Here is a 22,100-nt window from a genome sequence, read left to right as displayed (position 1 = left end):
AATTAAGAATCTAATAAAGTTTGGAGATTTTGCAGAGATTTATCTTCCGTCGAAATAAAAATTAGCAATTTACTATTCAACATAAAGCGTATGTAAAACCTAATTTACGCTCGATTTACTTATTCCTCGAATAATAATTTAATATTTTCATACGAATTTTTCAACGCTTCTTGAATTTCTTCAGGATTCAACCAAGCGACTTTTTCGATACCTTCTTCGGCTTGTCCCTCTGGAATTCCATCAAAATTAGTCCGCATTTCAAACCAATGCGTTATTTTCAATTTCAACGTTCCGTTCCTTTTAAAGATGTGATAGGTTTTCTGAAGTTTTTCAACAATTTCTAAATTTCCTACCCCAGTTTCCTCCTCTACTTCCCGCATTGCAGTGTCTTCGATGGCTTCTCCTTTCTCGGTTCCTCCTTTCGGTAAATCCCATTTTCCATTTCGAAAAATAAACAAAACTTCATTTTTAGCGTTGTAAACGAGTCCACCTCCAGCCTTCTGAACAGGAATTTTCGTTTTTAACGTTTTCATAATCTCCTTCTCATCAGGATGATAGAGATACGCTTTCTGAATTTTATTTTGAAATATTTTTACAATAACCTGCTTAATATCAGCACTTTCAAGTAAGAAAAGCTGAAAATCGGTTTCTTTAACGATTTCATCAGTTAAAAAAAGTGGTTTGTCGTTCACAAAAACTTTATACATTTGTAGTATGATTTTTAATAAAGATACAGCCAGCAAAACAGCCGAATTGCTTTTACAAATAAACGCAATTAAATTAAATCCAGGAAATCCTTTTACGTGGGCTTCCGGATGGAAATCGCCTATTTATTGTGACAATAGGATAACACTCTCATTTCCACCAATCAGAAATTATCTGAAAGATGAATTTGCGAAAAATATTGAGAAAAAATTTGGAAAACCAGATGTAATTGCAGGAGTTGCCACGGGTGCCATCGGTATCGGAATACTTGTTGCAGAAGCTTTGGCACTGCCATTTGTATACGTTCGACCAGAAGCTAAAAAGCATGGAAGACTAAACCAAATAGAAGGTTTTTTGCAAAAAGGACAAAATGTAGTGGTAATTGAGGACTTAATTAGTACCGGAAATAGTAGTTTGATGGCAGTTGAAGCATTAAAAGCTGCAGGTGCAAATGTTAAAGGTATGGCTGCCATTTTTAGTTACGGCTTCGAAATCGCGACTGAAAATTTTAAAAAGGCAGATGTAGATTTATTTACGTTAAGCAACTATGAAAATTTGCTAACTTTGGCTGTAGCCAAAAAATACATTACCGAAGAAGAAGAAAAAACCTTGCAAGAATGGCGTGTTAGTCCGTCAACTTGGGGAGTAGAAAAAGAATCTTTATAAGATAATACCATTTGAAATTTGCAATGTACCTCTTTCAAAACTAAAAATATTATTTACCTATGAAATTAGAAAGCCATAAAGTAACCGTTGATCAATCTGCTGAATACTTATTCAATGCATTATTACACGTGGACAATTTTGAAAAGTTAATGCCGGAAACCGTGGTAAAGTTTGAAGTTCTGGATGACAAGACCTTTAATTTCGGCTTGAAAGGATTGCCTGAAATTAAATTGCGCATGAAAGATCAAGTAGCATATTCAAAAGTGATTTTGGGTGCGGCTTCAGATAAACTACCTTTTACCTTAACTTCAGAATTGAACGCCTTGACCGAAAATTCTACCGAAGTTTATTTGCATTTTGATGGCGAATTTAATGCTATGATGGCAATGATGATAAAAGGACCCATTAGTAAATTAATTGAATCCTTTGCAAACAACATGCATAAATTATAAATTTTAAAGCCTGATACCTATGTATCAGGCTTTATTTTTAGAATAACATTTTCAATTCTTTAATATTGAAATACTGCATGGAATCGTCTTCCATCATCACCTCTAACTGGCCTGTGAAAAGTACTTGCTTAATGATTCCCATAAATTTCTTCCCGTCCTTATTTTCAAAAGCAGAAGGAATATCTTTCTTATAAAGATACTCATGGTACTTATCCCACAGCTTGTTCCCTTGATTTACATCTATTAAATTTACATAGATTTTCAATTGATTTACAATTTTTGTCAGTAATTCATCACAGTCAAAAAAGCGACCCGTTGTCAAACACAATGAGCTCGCTTGCGGTAATCCATCATAGTTTTGTTGGTTTACATTCAATCCAATACCAACCACAGATTGAACCTCACTGCTCTGTTTAATTGCATTTTCAATTAAAATGCCACCAATCTTTTTATTTGCTGACATAATGTCGTTAGGCCATTTTATTTTTAATTCAGGAATGTGCTGCTCTTTTAATACATCAAGAATTGAAAGGGCTACGGCTACATTTAAATTATAAATTGATTCTAAATTTATCAATTCATTTGACAAATAAACACTGAATGTCAGGTTCTTACCCGATTCAGCCATCCAGGTCGATCCCATTTGTCCACGTCCTTTTAACTGCGAATCAGTTGCCACTACTGTGAAATTTTCCACAATTTGCGCCGTTAATAACTGCTTCATGAAGTCATTTGTAGAATCTATGGCATTGAGTTTGATTAATTTCATTGAAATAAAAGTAAAAAACAGAATTTAATGTTGTGTTAAGGTTCAAAAATAACGACATTTTTTGATAACTTTGCCAATCAGACAAAAAAAATTAAATGACAAGAAAATCAGTGAATAATGATGCTTTACTAGCAAACATCATCAAAGGAATAGAAGAAGTAAAAGGGAACGATATTGATATTTTAGACTTAAGAGAAATCGATAATTCAGCTTGTGATTATTTCGTTATTTGTAACGGAAACTCAAATACACAAGTTAATGCGATAGTAAACTCAATTCAAAAAACAGTTTCTAAAGAGTTGAAAGATAAACCATGGCACGTAGAAGGATCTGAAAATGCCGAATGGGTATTAATGGATTACGTAAACATCGTAGTACATGTATTTCAAACGCACATCCGCGAATATTATAACATCGAAAGTCTTTGGGGAGATGCGAAAATAACCTCCATAAAAAACACGTATTAAATAATGGCAAAAGATAATAAACCAACACCTTCCAAAATTAAAATTGGTCCGTGGTTAATTCCCGGTGCACTAATTATATTTTTCATAGCGTTCAGCCTTTTTAGCGGCGACGGTGGTATGTCAAAGCCAGGAAGCCTTTCATCAAGCAAATTTAATGGCTTTTTGGAAAAAGGTGATATTGAAAAAGTAGTTGTTTATAACAAAACAGAGGCAGAAGTATTTTTAACGCCTGAAGCGTTAAAGCAAGCGGAGCACAAAGCGGTTTCCAAAAATTATTTGGACCAACCGAATAAAGGTCCGCATTATGTTTTTGATCCTGGAAATGATGAGATCTTCCAGAAAAAGCTAGAAACTGCAGTTGCCGAAAATAAATTAAAAGATTTCAAATTTGAGTCGCGCAGCGATTGGGGCGATATCTTTTCATTATTACTGCCTTTTATCATTATCATTGCATTTTGGATTTTCATCATGCGAAGAATGTCAGGTGGTGCTGGTGGCGCTGGTGGCGGACAATTGTTCAACATCGGAAAATCGAAAGCCAAATTATTTGACGAAAAGACAGATATCAAAACAACCTTTAAGGATGTTGCCGGTTTAGAAGGCGCGAAAGAAGAGATTCAAGAAATTGTTGAATTTTTGAAAAATCCTGAAAAATACACCAATCTAGGAGGTAAAATCCCAAAAGGAGCTTTATTAGTAGGACCTCCAGGAACCGGAAAAACGTTATTAGCGAAAGCCGTTGCTGGTGAAGCACAAGTACCTTTCTTTTCACTTTCAGGTTCTGACTTTGTGGAAATGTTTGTAGGAGTTGGAGCTTCAAGAGTACGGGATTTGTTTAAACAAGCCAAAGAAAAATCGCCGGCTATTATCTTTATTGATGAAATTGACGCTGTAGGACGTGCTCGTGGAAAGAACAACATGTCAGGTGGAAATGACGAACGCGAGAATACGCTGAATCAATTATTGACAGAAATGGACGGTTTTGGAACTAATTCAAATGTAATTGTTTTAGCTGCAACCAATCGAGCGGATGTATTGGATAAAGCATTAATGCGAGCGGGTCGTTTTGATAGACAAATTTTTGTAGATCTTCCAGACATTCGTGAACGAAGAGAAATCTTTGAAGTGCATTTGAAACCATTAAAGAAAGCTGAAAGTTTAGATACTGAGTTTTTAGCAAAACAGACACCTGGTTTTTCAGGAGCTGATATTGCTAATGTTTGTAATGAGGCTGCACTAGTTGCTGCTAGGAAAGATAAAACCGCTGTAGACAAACAAGATTTTCTGGATGCTGTGGACCGAATTGTCGGTGGTTTAGAAAAGAAAAATAAAATTGTCACTCCAGACGAAAAGCGCGCAATCGCAATTCACGAAGCAGGCCACGCTACAGTTAGTTGGATGTTAGAGCATGCAGCGCCACTTGTAAAGGTAACGATAGTACCGCGTGGACAAAGTTTAGGAGCAGCTTGGTATTTGCCAGAAGAACGCTTGATTGTTCGAACAGACCAGATGCTAGACGAAATGTGTGCTACAATGGGCGGTCGTGCAGCAGAGAAAGTAACTTTTGACAGAATATCTACCGGAGCTTTAAGCGATCTAGAAAAAGTAACTAAACAAGCCCGTGCTATGGTTACCGTTTATGGATTGAATGAAAAAATTGGTAATGTTACGTATTACGATTCAGGTGGACAAAGTGAATACGGATTTACAAAACCATATTCTGATGAAACTGCAAAAGTAATTGACCAAGAAATTTCTGCTTTAATTGAAAGTCAGTACCAGAGAGCAATTCAAATCTTGGAAGAAAACAAAGATAAATTGAACCAGCTTGCGGATATTCTTGTACAGAAAGAAGTGATTTTTAAAGACGATTTAGAAGCTATTTTCGGTAAAAGAAATTTTGACCCAAATTTGCAAGAAGTTAGTACGCTGTAAAGCACTAAAATAAAGAATTTATTGAAAAAATCTTAACTCAAAATCTTTTTGAGTTAAGATTTTTTTATCTTTGAACGATTTCTGAAAATAATTTCTAGCATTCAAAAACAATATGAGTCTTTTTAAAAAGTTTTTTGGTTCTGCAAATGATTCTTCTAATGAAGAAAAAGAGAGTGAAAACAATTCTTTTTCGGCAGAGAATACACCCATCGACGAATTGTTTACCCTTAATTTTAAAAAAAATGGAGGTAAATTCTTGTATTGCGAAAATGTTTCGGAAGTCAAAAATTTATTTGAAGACATCTTAGCTGAAAATGACTGGTATGAAACAAATGTTATGTGTTTTGAACCCAAGCTTTACAGCTTACTGGATGAAAATAAACTGAGTTATAATGGAATTTCAAATCCAAAATTTCTATTGGCAAGCTGTGAGAGTTTAATCGCTGATGAAGGCTCTATCCTTTTTTCATCCAATCAAATCAAGCAGCACAAACCGCAAGAACTTCCTACAAATATTATTATTGTAGCCACTACAAGCCAGATTAAGGCCGCTAAAAGTGATGCTATGAGTTATGTGACGAAACATTACAACAAAGATTACCCCAATAACATTACAACGATTAAATACTTCGAAAAACCAAAAGTGGAAGACTTTTTAAGTTACGGCACTGCTGCCAAAAATTTATACTTATTGCTTTTAGAAGACCTGTAGCATGAATGAAACTTTAAAAAGAGCAATTTCTGGAGCTGTGTATATCGTGCTTTTAATTTTTTCAATTATTTGCTCTGTCGAAACCTTCTTTGTTTTATTTGGTCTTTTTCTGATCATTGCCGTGTACGAATTTTGTTCATTGGTACATATTAATAAGATTCTGCCTCTATTTGTAGCTGTTTTACTTTATGGAAGTGTGACTTATTTAGAAAGTCAGAAAATTCCCTTATCTAAAAACTTTGATTATACGCTACTTGGTGCTACACTTTTGATCTCGTTTCGGTGTATTTATTTCCTCTTTAACAACAAACAGTATAAAATAGAATCCGCATCTAAGTATGTGTTTCTCTTAGGATACATTATTTTGCCTTTTATAATCTTAACCAAAATTCCTTTTGGAATTAAAGGTTATAATCCTAAGATCATCATCGGTATATTTATTTTAATATGGACCAATGATACTTTTGCATACATTGTTGGAAAATCTATCGGAAAACATAAATTATACGAAAAAATTTCTCCTAAAAAAACAATTGAAGGATTTTTTGGAGGAATTGTATTTGCTGTAATTGCCAGTTATTTAATTGCAACTTACTACATTGAAGGAAAACAAACTGCTCAATTCATTTGGCTGGGATTTGCTTTAATCGTAGGTATCTTTGGAACCATCGGTGATTTAATTGAATCTAAATTCAAGCGAATTGCTAATGTAAAAGACAGTGGAGCAATTATGCCTGGACATGGAGGCGTTTTAGATCGTTTAGACAGTGTCATATTTGTAGCTCCTTTCATATTTTTATTTTATCAATTATTGCCGTTTATTAAATTTTAAATTTATGTTACATTTCCATAAAGAAGGAGCCGGAAGTATCATTTTAGCATCACTGGTTTCAGTTTCAATTATTATTGCTGCTGATTATTTATTAAAAGAGCATTATTGGGTTATGAAAAGCGTCCAAATAGTTGCGTTACTTTTATTAGTAATTATTTTGCAATTTTTTAGAAATCCCAATCGGACTATACGACCAAAGGAACATACACTTGTAGCACCGGTTGACGGAAAAGTAGTAGTAATTGAAGAAGTACATGAAAATGAATATTTTAAAGGACCACGTTTACAGGTTTCTATTTTCATGTCGCCTATAAATGTTCATGTCACACGATACACTATGTCTGGTAAAATTAATTTTAGTAAATACCATCCGGGTAAATTTCTGGTAGCTTGGCATCCAAAAGCAAGTGAAGAAAATGAACGTACTACTATTGTTATTGAAAACGATATTTTTGGAGAAATACTATACCGTCAAATTGCAGGCGCTTTAGCAAAACGAATTGTAAATTATGCAAAGGTAGGCGAAACTGTAATTCAAGGTGATGACGCTGGTTTCATTAAATTTGGCTCAAGAGTCGACTTATTTTTACCAATCGGAACCGTTTTAAATGTAAAGTTGAACGATAAAGTTAAGGGAAATCAATCGATCTTAGCTGAAAAAGAAATATAATGAACGAAAAAGATGTAAATACACGTTTTGAAGCAGCCGTTGCTATTGCTGCAGAGATGTCGCAATCTTCCTTGCCACAAGATGTGCAGTTACGGCTTTATGCCAATTATAAACAAGCGACCTTTGGCACGGTTCAAGCGCAAACTTCAAACTTTGACTTAAGAAATGCATTTAAAACTAATGCATGGATGCAAATCAGTCACTTAACGAGCGATGAGGCGAAAGAAAATTATATCGAAATGATTAATACAATTGTAAATCAAAAAAAATGAAAATTTTATCAAATTTAGGTATTGTCGTTGGAGTTGGAGCACTTCTTATTTCGTGCAATGATAAAAATCTAACAGAAGTACAGGTGCCGCTTCCAGAAGACGTAGCAACTTCTGTACAGATGGGAAATCCTTCCGATGTTATTGCAAATGAAGGTACTTTTAAAATGATACCTCTTCCCTATTCATACGGTGCTTTAGAGCCACACATTGATGCTAGAACAATGGAAATTCATTTTTCCAAGCACCATTTGGGCTACACAAATAAATTAAATGCAGCCGTTGCAGGAACACCTTTGGCAAAGTTGACGATTGAGGAAATTCTAACTTCGTTAGATTTAGAAAACAAAACCTTAAGAAACAATGCCGGTGGTTATTACAACCATAATTTATTTTGGGCGAGTATGAGTTCAAAAGGCGGCGGCGAACCTTCAGGAGCATTAAGTGCTGCCATAATAAAACACTTTGGTTCTTATAATGATTTCAAAAATCAGTTGACCGAAACAGCAAATAAACAATTTGGATCTGGTTGGGCTTGGTTAGTGATTGACAAGACTGGAAAGCTATCCGTCGTAGGAACTGCCAATCAAGACAATCCTTTGATGCCAAATATTGGCGTAAGTGGTACACCTATTTTAGCGCTAGACGTTTGGGAACACGCATACTATTTACAATACCAAAATAAACGAAACAATTACGTTGAAGCCTTCTTTAAGGTAATTAATTGGAACGCAGTTGCAAAGCGATACGACGATGCACTTGCTAAAGAGATTCCTAATACGATTCAATAAGACACAAAAAAAAATCCCGTTTAGGGATTTTTTTTTGCATTGTACTACTGTACTATTATTTTAAACTTGCTAAACTCAGCTCAATCGTAGCAATCTTAGCTAATGAATCCGCTTGTTTTTTACGTTCCATTTCTAGGACTTTCTCAGGAGCACCATTTACAAATTTTTCATTAGATAATTTATTTTCTACTGACTTCAAAAATCCTTTTACGTAGATTAATTCTTCGGTTAGTTTTGCGATTTCAGCGTCAATATCGATGTTTCCAGCCATTGGAATGAAGTACTCATTGGAATGTACTCTAAAAGACAAAGCACCTTCCACTTGATCCGAAACATATTCAAAATTTGAGATATTTCCAAGTTTTGTAATAACCGAATCAAAATGAACGCTCATTTTATCATTGTTAATTGCTTTCAATTCAATCGAATCTTTAAAGGCAATATTCTTTTCCTTACGAATCGTTCTAACGCCAGAAATTACTTCAATAGCATTGTCAAAATCAGCAATTATTTTAGAATCAAATGACTTTAAAACGGGCCATTCCGAAACAATTAATGCATTTTCTGGAGTTCGATCAGCGATTAAGTGCCAAATTTCCTCAGTCAAAAACGGCATAAAAGGATGCAACAGTTTCATGTTGTTCTCCATCATTTCAATTGCTTTTGCAAACGTTTTAGCATCAATTGGTTGTTGGTAAGCCGGTTTAATCATTTCCAAAAACCATGAACAGAAATCATCCCAAACTAATTTGTAGATTCCCATCAAAGCGTCAGAAATTCGGTATTTCTCAAAATTATCTTCAATTTCCGCTAAGGTTTGCTGCAATTTTGCTTCATACCATTCAATTGCTACTTTTGAAGATTCTGGTTGAGGAATGGTTTCAGAAACTTCCCAACCTTTAATTAATTTGAACGCATTCCAAATTTTATTTGAAAATCCTTTTCCTTGGTTGCACAATTCTTCGTCAAACATAATGTCGTTTCCAGCAGAAGCGCTCAAAAGTAGTCCTACACGAACACCATCTGCTCCAAATTTCTGAATCAATTCCAATGGATCTGGAGAATTTCCAAGTGACTTTGACATCTTACGACGTTGTTTATCACGTACCAATCCCGTTAAATAGACATTATTAAAAGGCTTCTCACCTGTATATTCGTATCCTGCAATAATCATTCGAGCTACCCAGAAAAACAAAATATCTGGACCGGTTACTAAATCATTTGTAGGATAATAGTATTTAAAATCTTCGTTTTTAGGATCTAAAATTCCACCAAAAACAGCCATTGGCCATAACCATGATGAAAACCATGTATCTAAAGCATCAGCATCTTGTTTCAAGTTTTCAGAAGTCAAGTTTGGGTTTCCAGTTTTCTCTTTAGCTAAAGCCAAAGCATCTTCACTATTTTCTGCAACTACGAAATCTTCTTTTCCATCGCCATAAAAATAAGCAGGAATTTGCTGACCCCACCAAAGCTGTCGTGAAATATTCCAGTCGCGGATGTTTTCCAACCAATGACGATACGTGTTTTCAAATTTCTTTGGATATAATTTAATTTCGTCCGTTTCTAAAACTGCTTTTATGGCTGGTTTTACCAACTCTTCCATTTTTAGAAACCACTGATCTGATAATCTTGGTTCGATTACTGCTTTGGTACGTTCAGAAGTTCCTACTTTATTTAAGTGAATTTCAGTTTTAACTAAACTTCCATTTGCTTCTAACTCTTTTTCAATAGCAGTTCGAACAGCAAAACGATCTTGACCTTGATAATGTAAGCCAAAACTATTTAAAGAAGCATCATCATTGAAAATGTCAATTACTTCTAAATTATGTTTGTCGCCCAACATTTTGTCATTCATGTCGTGGGCTGGCGTTACTTTTAAACAACCAGTTCCAAACTCAATGTCAACATATTCATCTTCAATAATTGGAATAACTCTTCCTGCAATTGGCACGATTGCTTTTTTCCCTCTTAAATGCGTAAAACGTTCATCATTTGGATTGATACAAATAGCAGTATCACCAAAAATGGTTTCTGGACGTGTGGTGGCAATCGTTAAAAAGTCTTCACTTCCTTCAATTTTATATTTTAGGAAATATAACTTTCCGTTTTGTTCTTCGTAGTTTACTTCTTCGTCGGACAAAGTTGTTTTTGCTTCCGGATCCCAATTTACCATTCGGTAACCGCGGTAAATCATACCTTTGTTGTACAAGTCAACAAATGATTTAATAACAGAAGCCGACATGTCTGGATCCATCGTGAATTTAGTACGCTCCCAATCACAAGAACAACCCAATTGCTTCAATTGCTCCAGGATTGTTCCGCCGTATTTGTCGGTCCAATCGTAAGCATGTTTTAAGAATTCTTCACGCGTCAAATCTGCTTTATTGATTCCTTCACTCTTTAGTTTTGCTACTACTTTAGCTTCAGTGGCAATGGATGCGTGATCTGTACCGGGAACCCAACATGCGTTAAATCCTTTTAATCGAGCACGACGAATTAAAACATCTTGAATTGTATTATTCAACATGTGTCCCATGTGTAAAAGGCCTGTTACGTTTGGCGGCGGAATTACGATGGTGTAAGGCGTTCTGTGGTCTGGCGTGGAATGAAAATAATTGTTTTTCATCCAGTAATCGTACCATTTCTGTTCGATGGATTTAGCGTCAAATTGTGCTGGTATTGTCATATTGTAAGTCTTTTGAGACGATTTATTTTTATTTATTTGTTGCTCAAAAATGGAAAGCAGCTTAGCCCTGATGGAAGCGGTATCCTTTTTATTTTGTTTTTACACAATAAAAAGATTTAGCGTACAGCAGGATTATGGCCGACTGAAAAAGCGCAAGCCTTTCGCTCCAAAAAATTTTGGCACTCTTTTTGAATTATGTACAAAAGTAAATAATTAAAGGCGTTTAAAAAATTAAGAATTAATAATTTGTTCTTTGATTAAAAGAAAGTAAATTTACGAACACAATTAAATTAGAAAAAATGAGAAAATTATTACTTTTAGTAGCATTTGCAGGTTTTAGCAGTTTGAGTTTTGGTCAAGCCAAAATTGAATTTTCAGCGAAAGACAATACGATTGACTACGGTACCGTTTCGAAAGATTCTGATAGTGGTATGCGGACTTTTGAGTTTAAAAATACTGGAAATGCACCGTTAATTATAACAAATGTGCAATCTACTTGTGGATGTACTGTTCCATCTTTTCCAAAAGAACCTATTGCTGCTGGGAAAACAGGAAAAATTGATGTAAAATACAATATGGCGCCAGGTCCAATTAGAAAAACAATTACGGTGGAATCTAATGCTGCTAATTTTGACGGTGGTAAAATTCCTCTAAAAATTAAAGGTGACGTGGTTGTTAAACAAGAAGTTAGTCCTCTTCAAAAATCAAAATCGATGATGGAAAAAAGCTAATTGCTACTGACCAAAATAATAATAGAAGCCGTTTCATAAATTGAGACGGCTTTTTTTTATACTTAATTTTCTACGATTTTAATTTCAACTCGGCGGTTCTCATTTTCTTCAAAATCGCTTTTTTCTGGTATGGGATAAAGTGGGTTGGAAGTTCCGTAGCCTTTATAAGTCAATCGGTTTCTAGCAATCTTATTTTGAACCAAGTGATTGTATATGGCTCGAGCGCGTGCGGTGGAAATGTGATCCATGCTACTGGCAAGTTGACAACAAATATGTCCTTGAATTTCAATTTTAAGCGTTGGATTATCCTGCATGACGCAAAGCAAGTCATAGAGGACACTTTTAGAAGCCGGTACTACTCGTGCAGAATTATTGTAGAAATTAATATATTTCAGGATGATTTTATCTCCTTTCTTAGCACTTTTAACTTTTTCTGACAGCGTTACTTCCTTAACTACTGGAACTTCTTTATGCACTTGGGGCACTTCAATGGTATAACTAATCTCTACTTTCCGATTTAATGCTTGATTTTTATCTTGGGTAAAATTCTCGCCAAGTCCTTTTTGAATATAGTCCTGAGCGATTTCAATTTTATTTTTTGTAAGGTAGTCAAAAACAGCTTGAACCCGTTGCATTGAAAGTGTGTCATTATAGCTATTGGTTCCTTTCCAATCGCAAAAGCCATAAATTTTAAGCACTTTACTTTTGGGCTGCTTTAAAATCCAATCGTTCAAAGTTGTTACCGCTTCGGGTGTCAAATTGTATTTGTTGAAATCGAAAAAAACTTCTACCTTTTCTTGGGCAAAGCAAGAAAACACGGAAGAAAGGAAAAAAATTAGAACTAGTAGTGTTTTCATTGAATACTTTTTACTTTATTAAATGTATTGAATTAAATTCAATTTTCCACAATCAAAATTTCAACACGGCGGTTGGCCGCGCGTTCTTGCTCGTTTTTTTCAGGCAATGGAAAGAGCGGTTGTGTACTTCCAAATCCTTGATAAGTGACCCGACTGTTTTCAATTCCTTGGCTCTTTAAAAAACCTTTAATTGCTTTGGCTCGTTGTGTAGAGAGCGTTTCTTTTCCAGATGAATTGCAACAAATATGACCTTGAATTTCGATTTTAAGCTTTGGATTTTGTTGCATCACTAATAGTAATTCATAGAGTTTTCCTCTGGATTCATTAGTAACTGCAAAGGTATTGAATAGAAAATTTAAGTTATCGATCTGCAATTTTTCTCCAGCTTTTGCTTTGGTTACCTTTTGCATAAAGTCATTATCCAACGTAAATTCTGAAATAGTCCCGTTCGGGTTCTGCACTTGAAAACTATCTGGATATCGAATTTCAGGTTTTGGCTGTGCAACTTTGACTTCTTCTTTGATGCCTAAAATTTCATTTTCACGTGGCAAATCTTTTTCAAGAATATAAAAGAGGTCTACCCTTCTATTTTTTGACTTATCCTCTTTATGCAGATGATTTTCGCCAAAACTGCGCGACTTATAATCAGAGCGAATCGCTATTTTATTGGCAACAAAAGTATACATGTAATTTACTCTTTTTTGTGCCAATGTGTCGTTTAAATCCGAAGAACCGTCTTTATCTGTAAATCCATTTATGGCAACAATCTTGACTTTTGGGTTGGCGGAAATCCAAGTTTGAACGTTTCGAATTTCTGCTGTAGCCAATTCTGATTTGTTGGTATCAAAGTAGACTGAGAATAATTCTTGTGCGTATGCAATTTGATTTGCAAATAAAATTAAAAATGCCAGCGCTGCGAATTTATTAAACATAAATGATTGTATAAGATATAAACGAAGTTACTACAATTATAGTAAAAAAAAAAGACCTGAAAACAATGTGTTTTCAGGTCTTTCTATTTCAAGCTTATTATGTTTTATCTCGTAAAAAGTAATTCGCGGTATTTAGTCAACGGCCAGATTTCATCATCTACTAATAACTCTAATTTATCGCAGTGTCTTCTAATTTCGTCAAAGAATGGTATTACTTTGTCGCAATACATTTCTGCCATTTTTTGAGCATCGGTTAGCAAGTTTGCTTCTTTACGAATAGCAATCATTTCAGCAACATTACGGTTAATACCTTCAATATGTTTTGAAATTTGCTTGATCAAAATGATTTGTTCTGCCGCTGTTTTTTCAAAGTCATCACCAAAGATTTCTTTTAAACCTCTAACGTTTTCAATTAGTGTATTTTGGTATTTTATAGCTGTTGGAATGATGTGATTTCTAGCAATATCTCCAAGAACGCGTGCTTCAATCTGAATTTTCTTAGTATATTCTTCAATCTCAATTTCGTAACGTGCATGAACTTCCACATGATTCATGATGTTCATTTCGCCATAAAGTGCAATAACTCTCGGATCAATTTTAGCTTTTAATGCAGTTGGAGTAGTTTTTGAATTACTAAGTCCTCGTTTAATCGCTTCTACTTCCCATTCATCACTGTATCCGTCGCCTTCAAACAAAATGGATTTTGTGCTTTTTATGTATTCACGTAACACATTAAAAATAGCTTCGTCTTTTTTCAATTTTTTACCATCGATTAAAGCATCTACAGCAATTTTAAAATCTTTTAATTGTTTGGCAACAATAGCGTTTAAAGTTGTCATCGCGTTTGCGCAGTTTGCAGTTGAACCTACCGCTCTAAACTCCCATTTATTTCCAGTAAAGGCAAAAGGAGATGTTCTATTTCTGTCCGTATTATCTAAAAGTACATCTGGAATTTTACCAACAACATTTAATTTTAGATCTGTTTTTTCTTCTGGAGATAATTTTCCATCCGATACGGTTTCTAAATTATTCAAGACCTTAGTCAACTGTTCTCCAATAAAAACGGAAATAATTGCTGGAGGAGCCTCATTTGCTCCAAGACGGTGGTCGTTACTTGCTGTAGCGATCGTTGCTCTTAATAACGCTTCATTGTCATTTACCGCTTTAATAGTGTTGATGAAAAACGACAAGAATTGCAAGTTACTCATCGGCGTTTTACCTGGACTTAATAAATTGACTCCAGTATCAGTAGCCAATGACCAGTTGTTATGTTTTCCTGAACCATTAACACCTTTAAAAGGTTTTTCATGGAAAAGCACTTTAAAGTGGTGGCGTTCTGCTATTTTTTGCATCACATCCATAAGCAATGAATTATGATCTACCGCTAAATTTGTTTCTTCAAAAATTGGTGCAAGCTCAAATTGATTTGGGGCAACTTCATTGTGGCGTGTTTTAACAGGAATTCCAAGAAGCATACATTCTTGCTCTAATTCACGCATATAATTTAGTGCTCTTGTTGGAATTGAACCAAAATAGTGATCATCCAATTGTTGGCCTTTTGCAGACGTATGACCTAAAAGTGTTCTACCTGTTACTAAAATATCGGGTCTTGAGTTTGCTAATGCTTTATCAATCAAGAAATATTCTTGTTCCCAACCTAAAGTTGCCGTAACTTTCTTTACATTTTTATCAAAATATTTGCACACATCAGTAGCAGCATCGTCAAGTGCACTTAAAGCACGCAATAATGGTGTTTTATAATCTAAAGCTTCGCCCGTATATGAAATGAAAACGGTTGGAATACATAATGTTGTTCCAAAAATAAATGCTGGAGATGTAGGATCCCAAGCAGTATATCCACGTGCTTCAAAAGTATTTCTAATTCCTCCATTCGGAAAAGAAGAAGCATCCGGTTCTTGTTGTACCAGTTGTGCTCCACCAAATTTTTCAAATGATTCTAAACCATCATAAGAGGTTTCAAAAAACGCATCATGCTTCTCAGCAGTTGTTCCTGTCAATGGTTGGAACCAATGCGTATAATGTGTCACTCCTTTAGAAAGTGCCCATTCTTTCATTCCCATCGCAATGTAATCTGCTAAATTTCTATCAATTTTCTTTCCATATTGCATTGCATCTTGCACTCCTTTGTAGGCATCAGAAGTCAAAAACTGCTTCATTGATGCTTGATTAAAGACATTTTGACCAAAAAGAAGAGACTTTTTACCTGATTCTTCAAACTTACTTGGTTCTCTGTGCGTTGCATCATGTAATGCTTGGAAACGTAATGTTGACATAAATGGAATATTAAATTAATTTAAAACTTTAATTCTAGTGCAAATATATTTGATTTTTTAATGCGAATTTAATTTTACCCTATTTTTTTTAGGGGTCAAAGTAAAAATACATACATTTATTCAGTAAAATTCGCGGTATTGAGCTATTATTATTTTTCAACCCTGCTAATTCATAGTAAAAATTTATACAGTAGCGTTTACCAGTGTTTTAAAATAATGATAAATTAATGTAATATGAGATCTATAATTTTCTTTAAACTTCAGATATTAAATAATGATTTAGGATTGTAAGCCTTCGATTATTTCTTGCAGCTAGAGTTTATAGCTCTTTTCCGTAAAAAAAGACCTCTGACTTTTTAAACCCTTCTATTTATGAAAATAAAGATTTAATTTTTTACAAAGAAAAAGGAGAAATAACAATTATGTCATTTCTCCTTTCTAAATCTGAGATTTTGATATTATTTATTCAAAACTGTAATATTCGAATCGTTAATATCGAATGCTTTTATTACTGCACCATAATCATTGTAATCCAAAGTACTACCTTTTGAAAAATAACCAGGAATTATTACAATTCTAAAAGTTTGATTATTGATAAATTGAGGTGTTGTTGCAATGTTAAACGTTCCTCCGGCATAAATAGTAAAATCAATTGGACTGAAGTCAAAATCATAATCCAATTCACCTTCATCTAAAAATAAAGTTCTTGGAATAAGTTGCCAGATGGGAGTTTGTGCATCAATTGTTCCTGCTAAACGATAAATTAGAATGTTGTCTGCATCGTTAATGAACGGAGTCAAATTCCGAAAAATGGTGTACTCATTGTCTCCATTGAGCTGGAAATTGACATTTTGCAACTCAAAAACCTCACTTTCAATTCCTGAAGGCCCTCTAGGTCCTTGTGGTCCTTGATCTCCGTCACAACTTGTTAAAGTAGTAATTCCAACAAAAGCAAATAGTAATAATATACGTTTCATAATTTAGTCTTTTAAGATTAGTGATGTTAAATGTATTTCAAAAACTAAACCAAAAAAAGCATTTAAGATAAATTTAGTGTTAGCGACTGCTTTTTAATAGATATGATTCCAATAAAATGGACAAATCCACAGCGTGAAGTTGCTGTTTAGTAGTTATAAATGGTTTTTTCGTAAACTTCTCGTTCGTCATATAGTACTGCAGTCCATCTTTACTCGCAATTCCTTCTATCTGATGAAACGGCAATGCCACTTTTAACTTTCGTTTGTTTCCTGAAAAAAAATCAGTGCCTTTGTAATCATATAATAGGTAAAGAAAAGGCTGTAACTTTTTAGAATATCCACAAAGTGCAATTATTTTTTTATCTTCCAATAAAACCCCGCCAGTAATCAATCCTTTTACATCTAATGATGCTTTAAATCTGGCACTATAATTTCCTGCATTTTTAGGCAATGCATAAAGTCGGGTTTTCTTGTTCGTCCACTCTTTTGTTACTATATATAAGCTGTCGCGCGTTACTAACATTGTTTCACAATCCCAATTTGTTGTATTTGCTTTCTTTCGAGTAAAGTCAGTCTGGTCTTCAAAAGAAAAAGAGATGGTATCTATAACTATATTATTTTCAAGCAATGCTTTTTTTTCAATTTTGAGAATATGCAAATCTTGCCGGTTTCCACTGACGTTATTTCCGAAATCTCCAATAAAAATGTGCAAACTATCTTGTGCAAGCGCTTCCCAATCTTTGTTTTTCACTTTTGGCAATGCAAATTTCTGCAAATCATTTCCCGTTGTATCTAAACTATATAAATGGGTATCGCCATCGTCATTCATTGTCCATAACTTATCGTTCCACATCAGCAAACCCGACGTTTCTTGAATGCTATCGCTAATTGAAATAGAAAACTGTGGACGGATTTTTAATGCCACGTACGTACAACTCCCATCATTTATAAGTGCCTTTGGATTGTAATTTCGTGCTTCGCTATCAGTACAGCCTTCAATTTGCGAAAAGGTTTGCATTGGCACCATAAGTAATAGTAAAAATATACACTTCAAATTCATTAATTCTACTCTTTTAAAATTAGGGTTACCACTGTTCCCGCATTTTCTGAAGATATCTTGATATCAAAATGCAACAAATCACTTAACCGATTTACAATTGATAAACCCAAACCTGTTCCTTTTACTTCTGGATGTTCCGAAGGATTTGAACGGTAAAACGGATTAAAAACTTTATCAATATCAGCTTTTTCAATTCCGACACCATTGTCTTCTAACGTGAAAATGATTTGATGGAGCTCTCTCCACATTTTAATTTCAATTTTTCCATCATCATACGAATATTTGATGGCATTTGAAACCAAATTATGAAGCACAATTGAAAATAAATACGGATCTGTTGTATAATAAAAATCGGTTTCTAGAATAGTGCTTATCTGAATTTTTTTCGCAGAAATTGCCTCAGCATTGCGTGTCAGAACATCCAGAATCATCGCGTTTAAATAGATAGATTCTACTTTTATATCTTTCTTTTGATTCTCAAAACGCGCCAAAAGCAATAGTTCGTCTACCAAAAAATTCAGTCGATCTACTTCAAGAACACAAAACTTAATTTTCTCCTCGTATTCAATTTGAGTTCTAGGTTTTCGGGACAAAACTTCCAAAGTTCCTTTTATAACAGCCAGTGGCGTTCTTAATTCGTGCGAAGCATCAGAAGTAAATTGTTTTTCTCGTTCAATAGCTGTTTCAATCCGATCGAGTAAATTATTAATGGTTTTAGAAAGTGTATACAATTCATCGTGATTTTCCGGAAGCGGAATTCGTGTACTTAAATTGTCTTTAGAAATTAGCGCAGCCGTTTCAATGATGGATGAAATTGGCTGGATACTTCTACCCACAATTAGTCGAGCGATATAATACAAAGCGATTAAAATAAAGAAATATCCTATAAAAAGAATTTCTCCTAAAGTAACTAAAACACCTTTTGCATCTTGTAATGACATGGCAATTAAGACGTAACCAATTTGTTTATTATCATGGAAAACAGGAAATTGCACTTGCCGAATGTTGATCTTTTTTAAAGTCGAATCATAGTAACTTTGATCCTTTAAATCCTTTTTAAGCGTTAACGTATGATTGTCTAAATTAGGTGATTTGTCAAGAATTTTCCCTTCAAAATCCACTAATTGCACAAAAACTGGATTAATTCCAAGCGATGTATGTTCTTTCTCCTTCCATTCCTCAGGATCGGCGATGCTGAAATTGAGCTCATTTACTACAAGTTGTTCTGCCGTGGATTCAATTTCAACTTGCAAATCGCGGTCAATTCCGTTGTAAACACTCACTTTTACACTGTAAAAAACCACAAAAAACACAGCAAATATGAGTAGAGCCGTACTTACAATATAATAACGAGCAATCCGATTTTTAAATGAAAGATGCATCATAAAGATTTTAATCGTTTGCAATATAACCTATTCCTCGTATGGTTTTAATAAACTCTTGCTCTTTTGGAATATTTAATTTCTTTCGAATGCTGTTCATAAAAACATCAATTACTCCCGAATCATATTCAAAGTGAATGTTCCAAACCTCCTCAATAATTTGTGTTCTTGTACAAACTGTTCCTTTATTCTTCATCAAGAAATAGAGCAATTCAAACTCTCTTTGCGTCAAAGATATTTCTCGTTCTGAAACAAAAACTTGATGCGTCAAGCGATTCATTGCAATCGGACCTAAAGTCAATTGTGAAGCTTCTGTATTTTTACGAAAATAAATTGAAATTCGTGCTAAAAGTTCTTCAAAGCTAAAAGGTTTTTTAATATAATCATTAGCTCCTGATTTTAAACCTTCAATGGTATCATGGACCGTATCTCTCGCTGTTAAGAAAATGATAGGCGTTGTAGCGTCTGTTAATCGCACTTTTTTACACAACTCTATTCCAGACATTTTTGGCAACATCCAATCTAGGAGAATCAAATCCGGCTTTGATTGCTGAATTAATTCCCATCCTTTTTCACCATCATTTGCCGTTACAACTTCATAATGTTCTTCTTCTAAACCTTGCTTTAAGAAATTGGTAATTCCGATTTCATCTTCTATAATGGCTATTTTCATTTCGGTTTTTCGAAGAATTAAATTAATTTTATTGGTCTCGCAATTTCAAAAAATGGAGCGCAAAGATGCAAAATTTTGTACTAAAAAAGTTCTGCTTGAGAGTTTTTACGAAATTAAAACATAAATTTTTCTAGTAAAATACCATAAAAAACAATCTGTCTATTTTCGCATTGCATTAGTAAAATTAATACAATTTTATTTCTCAACCAATTTCTGGTGGGTAAACAAATAATCTGCGGTTTGGTACCACGAAATGGATTCTTTTAAGAATCGGTCATTCATCGGTATTTTATTCAAATCGTTTGTGGCTTTGTCCCATTTGTAAAAATTGCTTTTCTTTTGATTGGACAAAATCATGATTTCATTATTTTTCATGTACCCTAATTTCAAGTAGGTTCCTAGAAAAGCACGAGGTTCAAATGATGTATCTCGAACATTTTGTCCGTAAAAATTAGATTCGTACTTCCAACTTAACAAACCAAACAATGTTGGGAAAACGTCGATTTGTGAACACAATTTACTAATTTTTTCAGGTTTAATATTTGCGCCATAAATCATTGCAGGAATGTGGTAATTGGCCACATCAATCTCATCTTTTCCGGCAGAACTTGCACAATGATCTGCAACTATTACAAAAATAGTATTCTTAAACCATGGTTTGTTCTTTGATTTTTCAAACAATTGTTGCAGTGCAAAATCAGCATATTGAACGGCGCCATTTCTTCCTGTTCCCGAAGGAATGGCCACTTTTTTGTCCGGATAAGAGTACGGTTTGTGATTAGAAGTAGTCATTATAAAATTCAAAAACGGTTTTTTCGCTGCATGATATTGGTCGGCTACCGCAATTAATTTTTGATACATATCTTCATCGCAAGCACCCCACGCGTTTTCAAAGGTTACTTCATCGTCAGTTAAATTATAGCGTTTAGCTGTAATTTTGTCACTCAAAATACTACCTCTTCCCCGATCATATATATCAAATCCATTTCCGCCAAAAAAAGCATTCATATTGTCAAAATAGCCATCGCCACCGTAAAAGAAGTTGCATTGGTAGTTCTTCTGCTTGAAGACGGTAGCAATGGTAAATAAATTTGCATTATCCGGGCGTTTTACAATGCTACTTCCAGGCGTTGGTGGAATTGATAACGTTACCGCTTCCATTCCACGAACAGTACGCGTTCCTGTAGCATATAGATTGCTAAAAAGTACACTCTCTTGTGCTAATTTATCCATAAAAGGCGTAATGGCTTTATCGTTGCCAAATTCACGCATAAAATTTGCACTCATACTTTCCATCAGTACAAAAACCACATTTGGACGTTGTTCACTTGCTACAGAATCAGTAATCGTTCTTCTTATGGAAATAGAATCGATGTCAAATTTGGCATTGGGTTCTTTCAATTTTTTTCGAACTAAAGTAAATGCTTCGTCGTTTGGAAGTGTTTCATAAAAAGTTTCATAATTCATTTTACTGTTTCGCAGTTCTGCAAAAAACGAATAGATTCCGGCTTTTGAAATTTCGTTTGTATACCGGTTTTCGGACCATTCGGCATCTGAATTTTTAACAAATGAAATATACATCCCTGAAAACAGTACAGCAATTAAAAACGGAATAATTCGTGTTTTGAATGGTGTTTTTGTAGAAAATGTCTGTGCAAAACTACCGCGTTTTTTAAATAAAAATAAAATTCCAAACGTAATTAGTAGCATAGATGGAACTAAAAACACCAACGGATAGGATTCATTAATATTATGGACCACTTCAAAAGTGTAAATCAAATAATCGACAGCTACGAAGTTGAAACGACATTTAAATTCATCCCAAAAAGTGATTTCTGCAAAGAAAGTAAAAACAAAAATCAGCACGGTCAACGTGAAAAAAAAGTAAACTACTACTTTATCCAATTTACTTCCAATCCATTTTCTCGGCATTACGAGCAAATACAGACTACTAATAAACCAAACAAATGATAGCACGCCTATATCAAAAAACACACCGTAAAAAGCAGTTTTCAACAGACTCAAAGCAGAAGACTTGATTTCAGAAAATTGCCATACAATGAAAACAACACGAAGAAAAAGCGAAAATAATAGGAACCAAATGGAAAAATCAAAAAGTAATTTGAATCTTTTAGGAAGTTGAATGTGCATTTTAAAAACTGAATTGGTTTACAAGACAAAATTCAATTTTTAAAGATTAGTAAGGCTTAAGAATTGCTAAAGTGTTTCTTAAGATT

At 34.2% G+C, this 22,100-nt stretch carries 21 protein-coding genes; 10 read left to right on the top strand and 11 right to left on the bottom strand.

Features of this window, described 5'->3' with window-relative positions; all coding sequences use genetic code 11:
• Positions 1–119: 119 nt before the first annotated feature.
• Positions 120–707 (bottom strand): NUDIX hydrolase, encoded by a 588-nt coding sequence (locus tag H602_RS0111010; RefSeq protein ID WP_026978044.1) that lies wholly within the window; start codon positions 705–707, stop codon positions 120–122.
• 7 nt (positions 708–714) lie between these two features.
• On the opposite strand from H602_RS0111010, the gene pyrE reads away from it, so the two are divergent.
• Together pyrE and H602_RS0111000 are read left to right on the top strand one after the other, a co-directional pair.
• Complete coding sequence (gene pyrE / locus H602_RS0111005; RefSeq protein WP_026978043.1) at positions 715–1,371, top strand: orotate phosphoribosyltransferase; 657 nt, start codon at positions 715–717, stop codon at positions 1,369–1,371.
• A gap of 59 nt (positions 1,372–1,430) precedes the next feature.
• Entirely contained in the window at positions 1,431–1,823 is a 393-nt protein-coding gene (locus tag H602_RS0111000) for an SRPBCC family protein (RefSeq protein WP_026978042.1), read from the top strand.
• Between the two features lie 37 nt (positions 1,824–1,860).
• Here the strand turns inward: H602_RS0111000 and H602_RS0110995 are convergent, their stop codons facing one another.
• Positions 1,861–2,592 carry a biotin--[acetyl-CoA-carboxylase] ligase gene (locus tag H602_RS0110995; protein WP_026978041.1) on the bottom strand — a complete coding sequence of 244 codons (732 nt, stop codon included), beginning with the start codon at positions 2,590–2,592 and terminating at the stop codon, positions 1,861–1,863.
• Between the two features lie 95 nt (positions 2,593–2,687).
• Between H602_RS0110995 and rsfS the strand changes: the two genes are divergently transcribed.
• From rsfS to H602_RS0110960, 7 genes are all read left to right on the top strand, one after another.
• Entirely contained in the window at positions 2,688–3,059 is a 372-nt protein-coding gene (gene rsfS / locus H602_RS0110990) for a ribosome silencing factor (RefSeq protein ID WP_026978040.1), read from the top strand.
• Between the two features lie 3 nt (positions 3,060–3,062).
• On the top strand, positions 3,063–4,994 hold the full coding sequence (gene ftsH, locus H602_RS0110985) for an ATP-dependent zinc metalloprotease FtsH (RefSeq protein ID WP_026978039.1): 1,932 nt from the start codon (positions 3,063–3,065) through the stop codon (positions 4,992–4,994).
• A 112-nt stretch (positions 4,995–5,106) separates the two neighbouring features.
• Positions 5,107–5,706: a lactate utilization protein B/C gene (locus H602_RS0110980; protein ID WP_026978038.1), complete on the top strand. Its 600-nt coding sequence runs from the start codon at positions 5,107–5,109 to the stop codon at positions 5,704–5,706.
• Position 5,707: 1 nt separating this feature from the next.
• Positions 5,708–6,538, top strand: coding sequence for a phosphatidate cytidylyltransferase (locus H602_RS0110975; protein WP_026978037.1), 831 nt, complete (start codon positions 5,708–5,710; stop codon positions 6,536–6,538).
• Positions 6,539–6,542: 4 nt separating this feature from the next.
• Positions 6,543–7,208, top strand: a complete 666-nt coding sequence (locus tag H602_RS0110970; protein WP_026978036.1) for a phosphatidylserine decarboxylase family protein — start codon at positions 6,543–6,545, stop codon at positions 7,206–7,208.
• Positions 7,208–7,480: an acyl-CoA-binding protein gene (locus H602_RS0110965; RefSeq protein WP_026978035.1), complete on the top strand. Its 273-nt coding sequence runs from the start codon at positions 7,208–7,210 to the stop codon at positions 7,478–7,480. Before H602_RS0110970 ends, H602_RS0110965 begins: the two co-directional genes overlap by 1 nt.
• Complete coding sequence (locus H602_RS0110960) at positions 7,477–8,268, top strand: superoxide dismutase (protein ID WP_035759455.1); 792 nt, start codon at positions 7,477–7,479, stop codon at positions 8,266–8,268. The genes H602_RS0110965 and H602_RS0110960 overlap by 4 nt, the downstream gene beginning before the upstream one ends.
• 55 nt (positions 8,269–8,323) lie before the next feature.
• Here the strand turns inward: H602_RS0110960 and H602_RS0110955 are convergent, their stop codons facing one another.
• Positions 8,324–10,957, bottom strand: a complete 2,634-nt coding sequence (locus tag H602_RS0110955) for a valine--tRNA ligase (protein ID WP_026978033.1) — start codon at positions 10,955–10,957, stop codon at positions 8,324–8,326.
• Between the two features lie 299 nt (positions 10,958–11,256).
• Between H602_RS0110955 and H602_RS0110950 the strand changes: the two genes are divergently transcribed.
• The gene (locus H602_RS0110950) at positions 11,257–11,688 is read left to right on the top strand and encodes a DUF1573 domain-containing protein (protein WP_026978032.1); all 432 of its coding nucleotides are present in this window, start codon (positions 11,257–11,259) and stop codon (positions 11,686–11,688) included.
• Positions 11,689–11,750: 62 nt separating this feature from the next.
• Here the strand turns inward: H602_RS0110950 and H602_RS19385 are convergent, their stop codons facing one another.
• From H602_RS19385 to H602_RS0110905, 8 genes are all read right to left on the bottom strand, one after another.
• Positions 11,751–12,545, bottom strand: a complete 795-nt coding sequence (locus H602_RS19385; RefSeq protein ID WP_051224404.1) for an OmpA family protein — start codon at positions 12,543–12,545, stop codon at positions 11,751–11,753.
• Between the two features lie 38 nt (positions 12,546–12,583).
• On the bottom strand, positions 12,584–13,477 hold the full coding sequence (locus H602_RS0110940; protein WP_035759453.1) for an OmpA family protein: 894 nt from the start codon (positions 13,475–13,477) through the stop codon (positions 12,584–12,586).
• 104 nt (positions 13,478–13,581) lie between these two features.
• The gene (locus tag H602_RS0110935) at positions 13,582–15,771 is read right to left on the bottom strand and encodes a glutamine synthetase III family protein (RefSeq protein WP_026978030.1); all 2,190 of its coding nucleotides are present in this window, start codon (positions 15,769–15,771) and stop codon (positions 13,582–13,584) included.
• 458 nt (positions 15,772–16,229) lie between these two features.
• The gene (locus H602_RS0110930; protein WP_035759450.1) at positions 16,230–16,748 is read right to left on the bottom strand and encodes a hypothetical protein; all 519 of its coding nucleotides are present in this window, start codon (positions 16,746–16,748) and stop codon (positions 16,230–16,232) included.
• Between the two features lie 79 nt (positions 16,749–16,827).
• Entirely contained in the window at positions 16,828–17,802 is a 975-nt protein-coding gene (locus H602_RS0110925; RefSeq protein ID WP_245574942.1) for a T9SS C-terminal target domain-containing protein, read from the bottom strand.
• Between the two features lie 11 nt (positions 17,803–17,813).
• Complete coding sequence (locus H602_RS0110920) at positions 17,814–19,193, bottom strand: sensor histidine kinase (protein ID WP_026978027.1); 1,380 nt, start codon at positions 19,191–19,193, stop codon at positions 17,814–17,816.
• A 7-nt stretch (positions 19,194–19,200) separates the two neighbouring features.
• Complete coding sequence (locus H602_RS0110915; protein WP_026978026.1) at positions 19,201–19,863, bottom strand: response regulator transcription factor; 663 nt, start codon at positions 19,861–19,863, stop codon at positions 19,201–19,203.
• Between the two features lie 195 nt (positions 19,864–20,058).
• The gene (locus H602_RS0110905; protein ID WP_026978025.1) at positions 20,059–22,014 is read right to left on the bottom strand and encodes an LTA synthase family protein; all 1,956 of its coding nucleotides are present in this window, start codon (positions 22,012–22,014) and stop codon (positions 20,059–20,061) included.
• Positions 22,015–22,100 lie beyond the last annotated feature (86 nt).

The sequence above is a fragment of the Flavobacterium tegetincola DSM 22377 genome (genome assembly GCF_000425485.1).
GTDB lineage: Bacteria > Bacteroidota > Bacteroidia > Flavobacteriales > Flavobacteriaceae > Flavobacterium > Flavobacterium tegetincola.
This window is presented reverse-complemented; position numbering and strand designations above follow the sequence as displayed.

Bases quoted from the DNA above. Each gene is read 5' to 3' on its own strand.
- H602_RS0111000 (WP_026978042.1), top strand. From the start codon at position 1,431: ATGAAATTAGAAAGCCATAAAGTAACCGTTGATCAATCTGCTGAATAC.
- H602_RS0110915 (WP_026978026.1), bottom strand. From the start codon at position 19,863: ATGAAAATAGCCATTATAGAAGATGAAATCGGAATTACCAATTTCTTA.
- ftsH (WP_026978039.1), top strand. From the start codon at position 3,063: ATGGCAAAAGATAATAAACCAACACCTTCCAAAATTAAAATTGGTCCG.
- H602_RS0110980 (WP_026978038.1), top strand. From the start codon at position 5,107: ATGAGTCTTTTTAAAAAGTTTTTTGGTTCTGCAAATGATTCTTCTAAT.
- H602_RS0110930 (WP_035759450.1), bottom strand. From the start codon at position 16,748: ATGAAACGTATATTATTACTATTTGCTTTTGTTGGAATTACTACTTTA.
- H602_RS0110940 (WP_035759453.1), bottom strand. From the start codon at position 13,477: ATGTTTAATAAATTCGCAGCGCTGGCATTTTTAATTTTATTTGCAAAT.
- H602_RS0110905 (WP_026978025.1), bottom strand. From the start codon at position 22,014: ATGCACATTCAACTTCCTAAAAGATTCAAATTACTTTTTGATTTTTCC.
- H602_RS0110920 (WP_026978027.1), bottom strand. From the start codon at position 19,193: ATGATGCATCTTTCATTTAAAAATCGGATTGCTCGTTATTATATTGTA.
- rsfS (WP_026978040.1), top strand. From the start codon at position 2,688: ATGACAAGAAAATCAGTGAATAATGATGCTTTACTAGCAAACATCATC.
- H602_RS19385 (WP_051224404.1), bottom strand. From the start codon at position 12,545: ATGAAAACACTACTAGTTCTAATTTTTTTCCTTTCTTCCGTGTTTTCT.
- H602_RS0110950 (WP_026978032.1), top strand. From the start codon at position 11,257: ATGAGAAAATTATTACTTTTAGTAGCATTTGCAGGTTTTAGCAGTTTG.
- H602_RS0110975 (WP_026978037.1), top strand. From the start codon at position 5,708: ATGAATGAAACTTTAAAAAGAGCAATTTCTGGAGCTGTGTATATCGTG.
- pyrE (WP_026978043.1), top strand. From the start codon at position 715: ATGATTTTTAATAAAGATACAGCCAGCAAAACAGCCGAATTGCTTTTA.
- H602_RS0110955 (WP_026978033.1), bottom strand. From the start codon at position 10,957: ATGACAATACCAGCACAATTTGACGCTAAATCCATCGAACAGAAATGG.
- H602_RS0110935 (WP_026978030.1), bottom strand. From the start codon at position 15,771: ATGTCAACATTACGTTTCCAAGCATTACATGATGCAACGCACAGAGAA.
- H602_RS0110965 (WP_026978035.1), top strand. From the start codon at position 7,208: ATGAACGAAAAAGATGTAAATACACGTTTTGAAGCAGCCGTTGCTATT.
- H602_RS0110970 (WP_026978036.1), top strand. From the start codon at position 6,543: ATGTTACATTTCCATAAAGAAGGAGCCGGAAGTATCATTTTAGCATCA.
- H602_RS0110995 (WP_026978041.1), bottom strand. From the start codon at position 2,592: ATGAAATTAATCAAACTCAATGCCATAGATTCTACAAATGACTTCATG.
- H602_RS0110960 (WP_035759455.1), top strand. From the start codon at position 7,477: ATGAAAATTTTATCAAATTTAGGTATTGTCGTTGGAGTTGGAGCACTT.
- H602_RS0111010 (WP_026978044.1), bottom strand. From the start codon at position 707: ATGTATAAAGTTTTTGTGAACGACAAACCACTTTTTTTAACTGATGAA.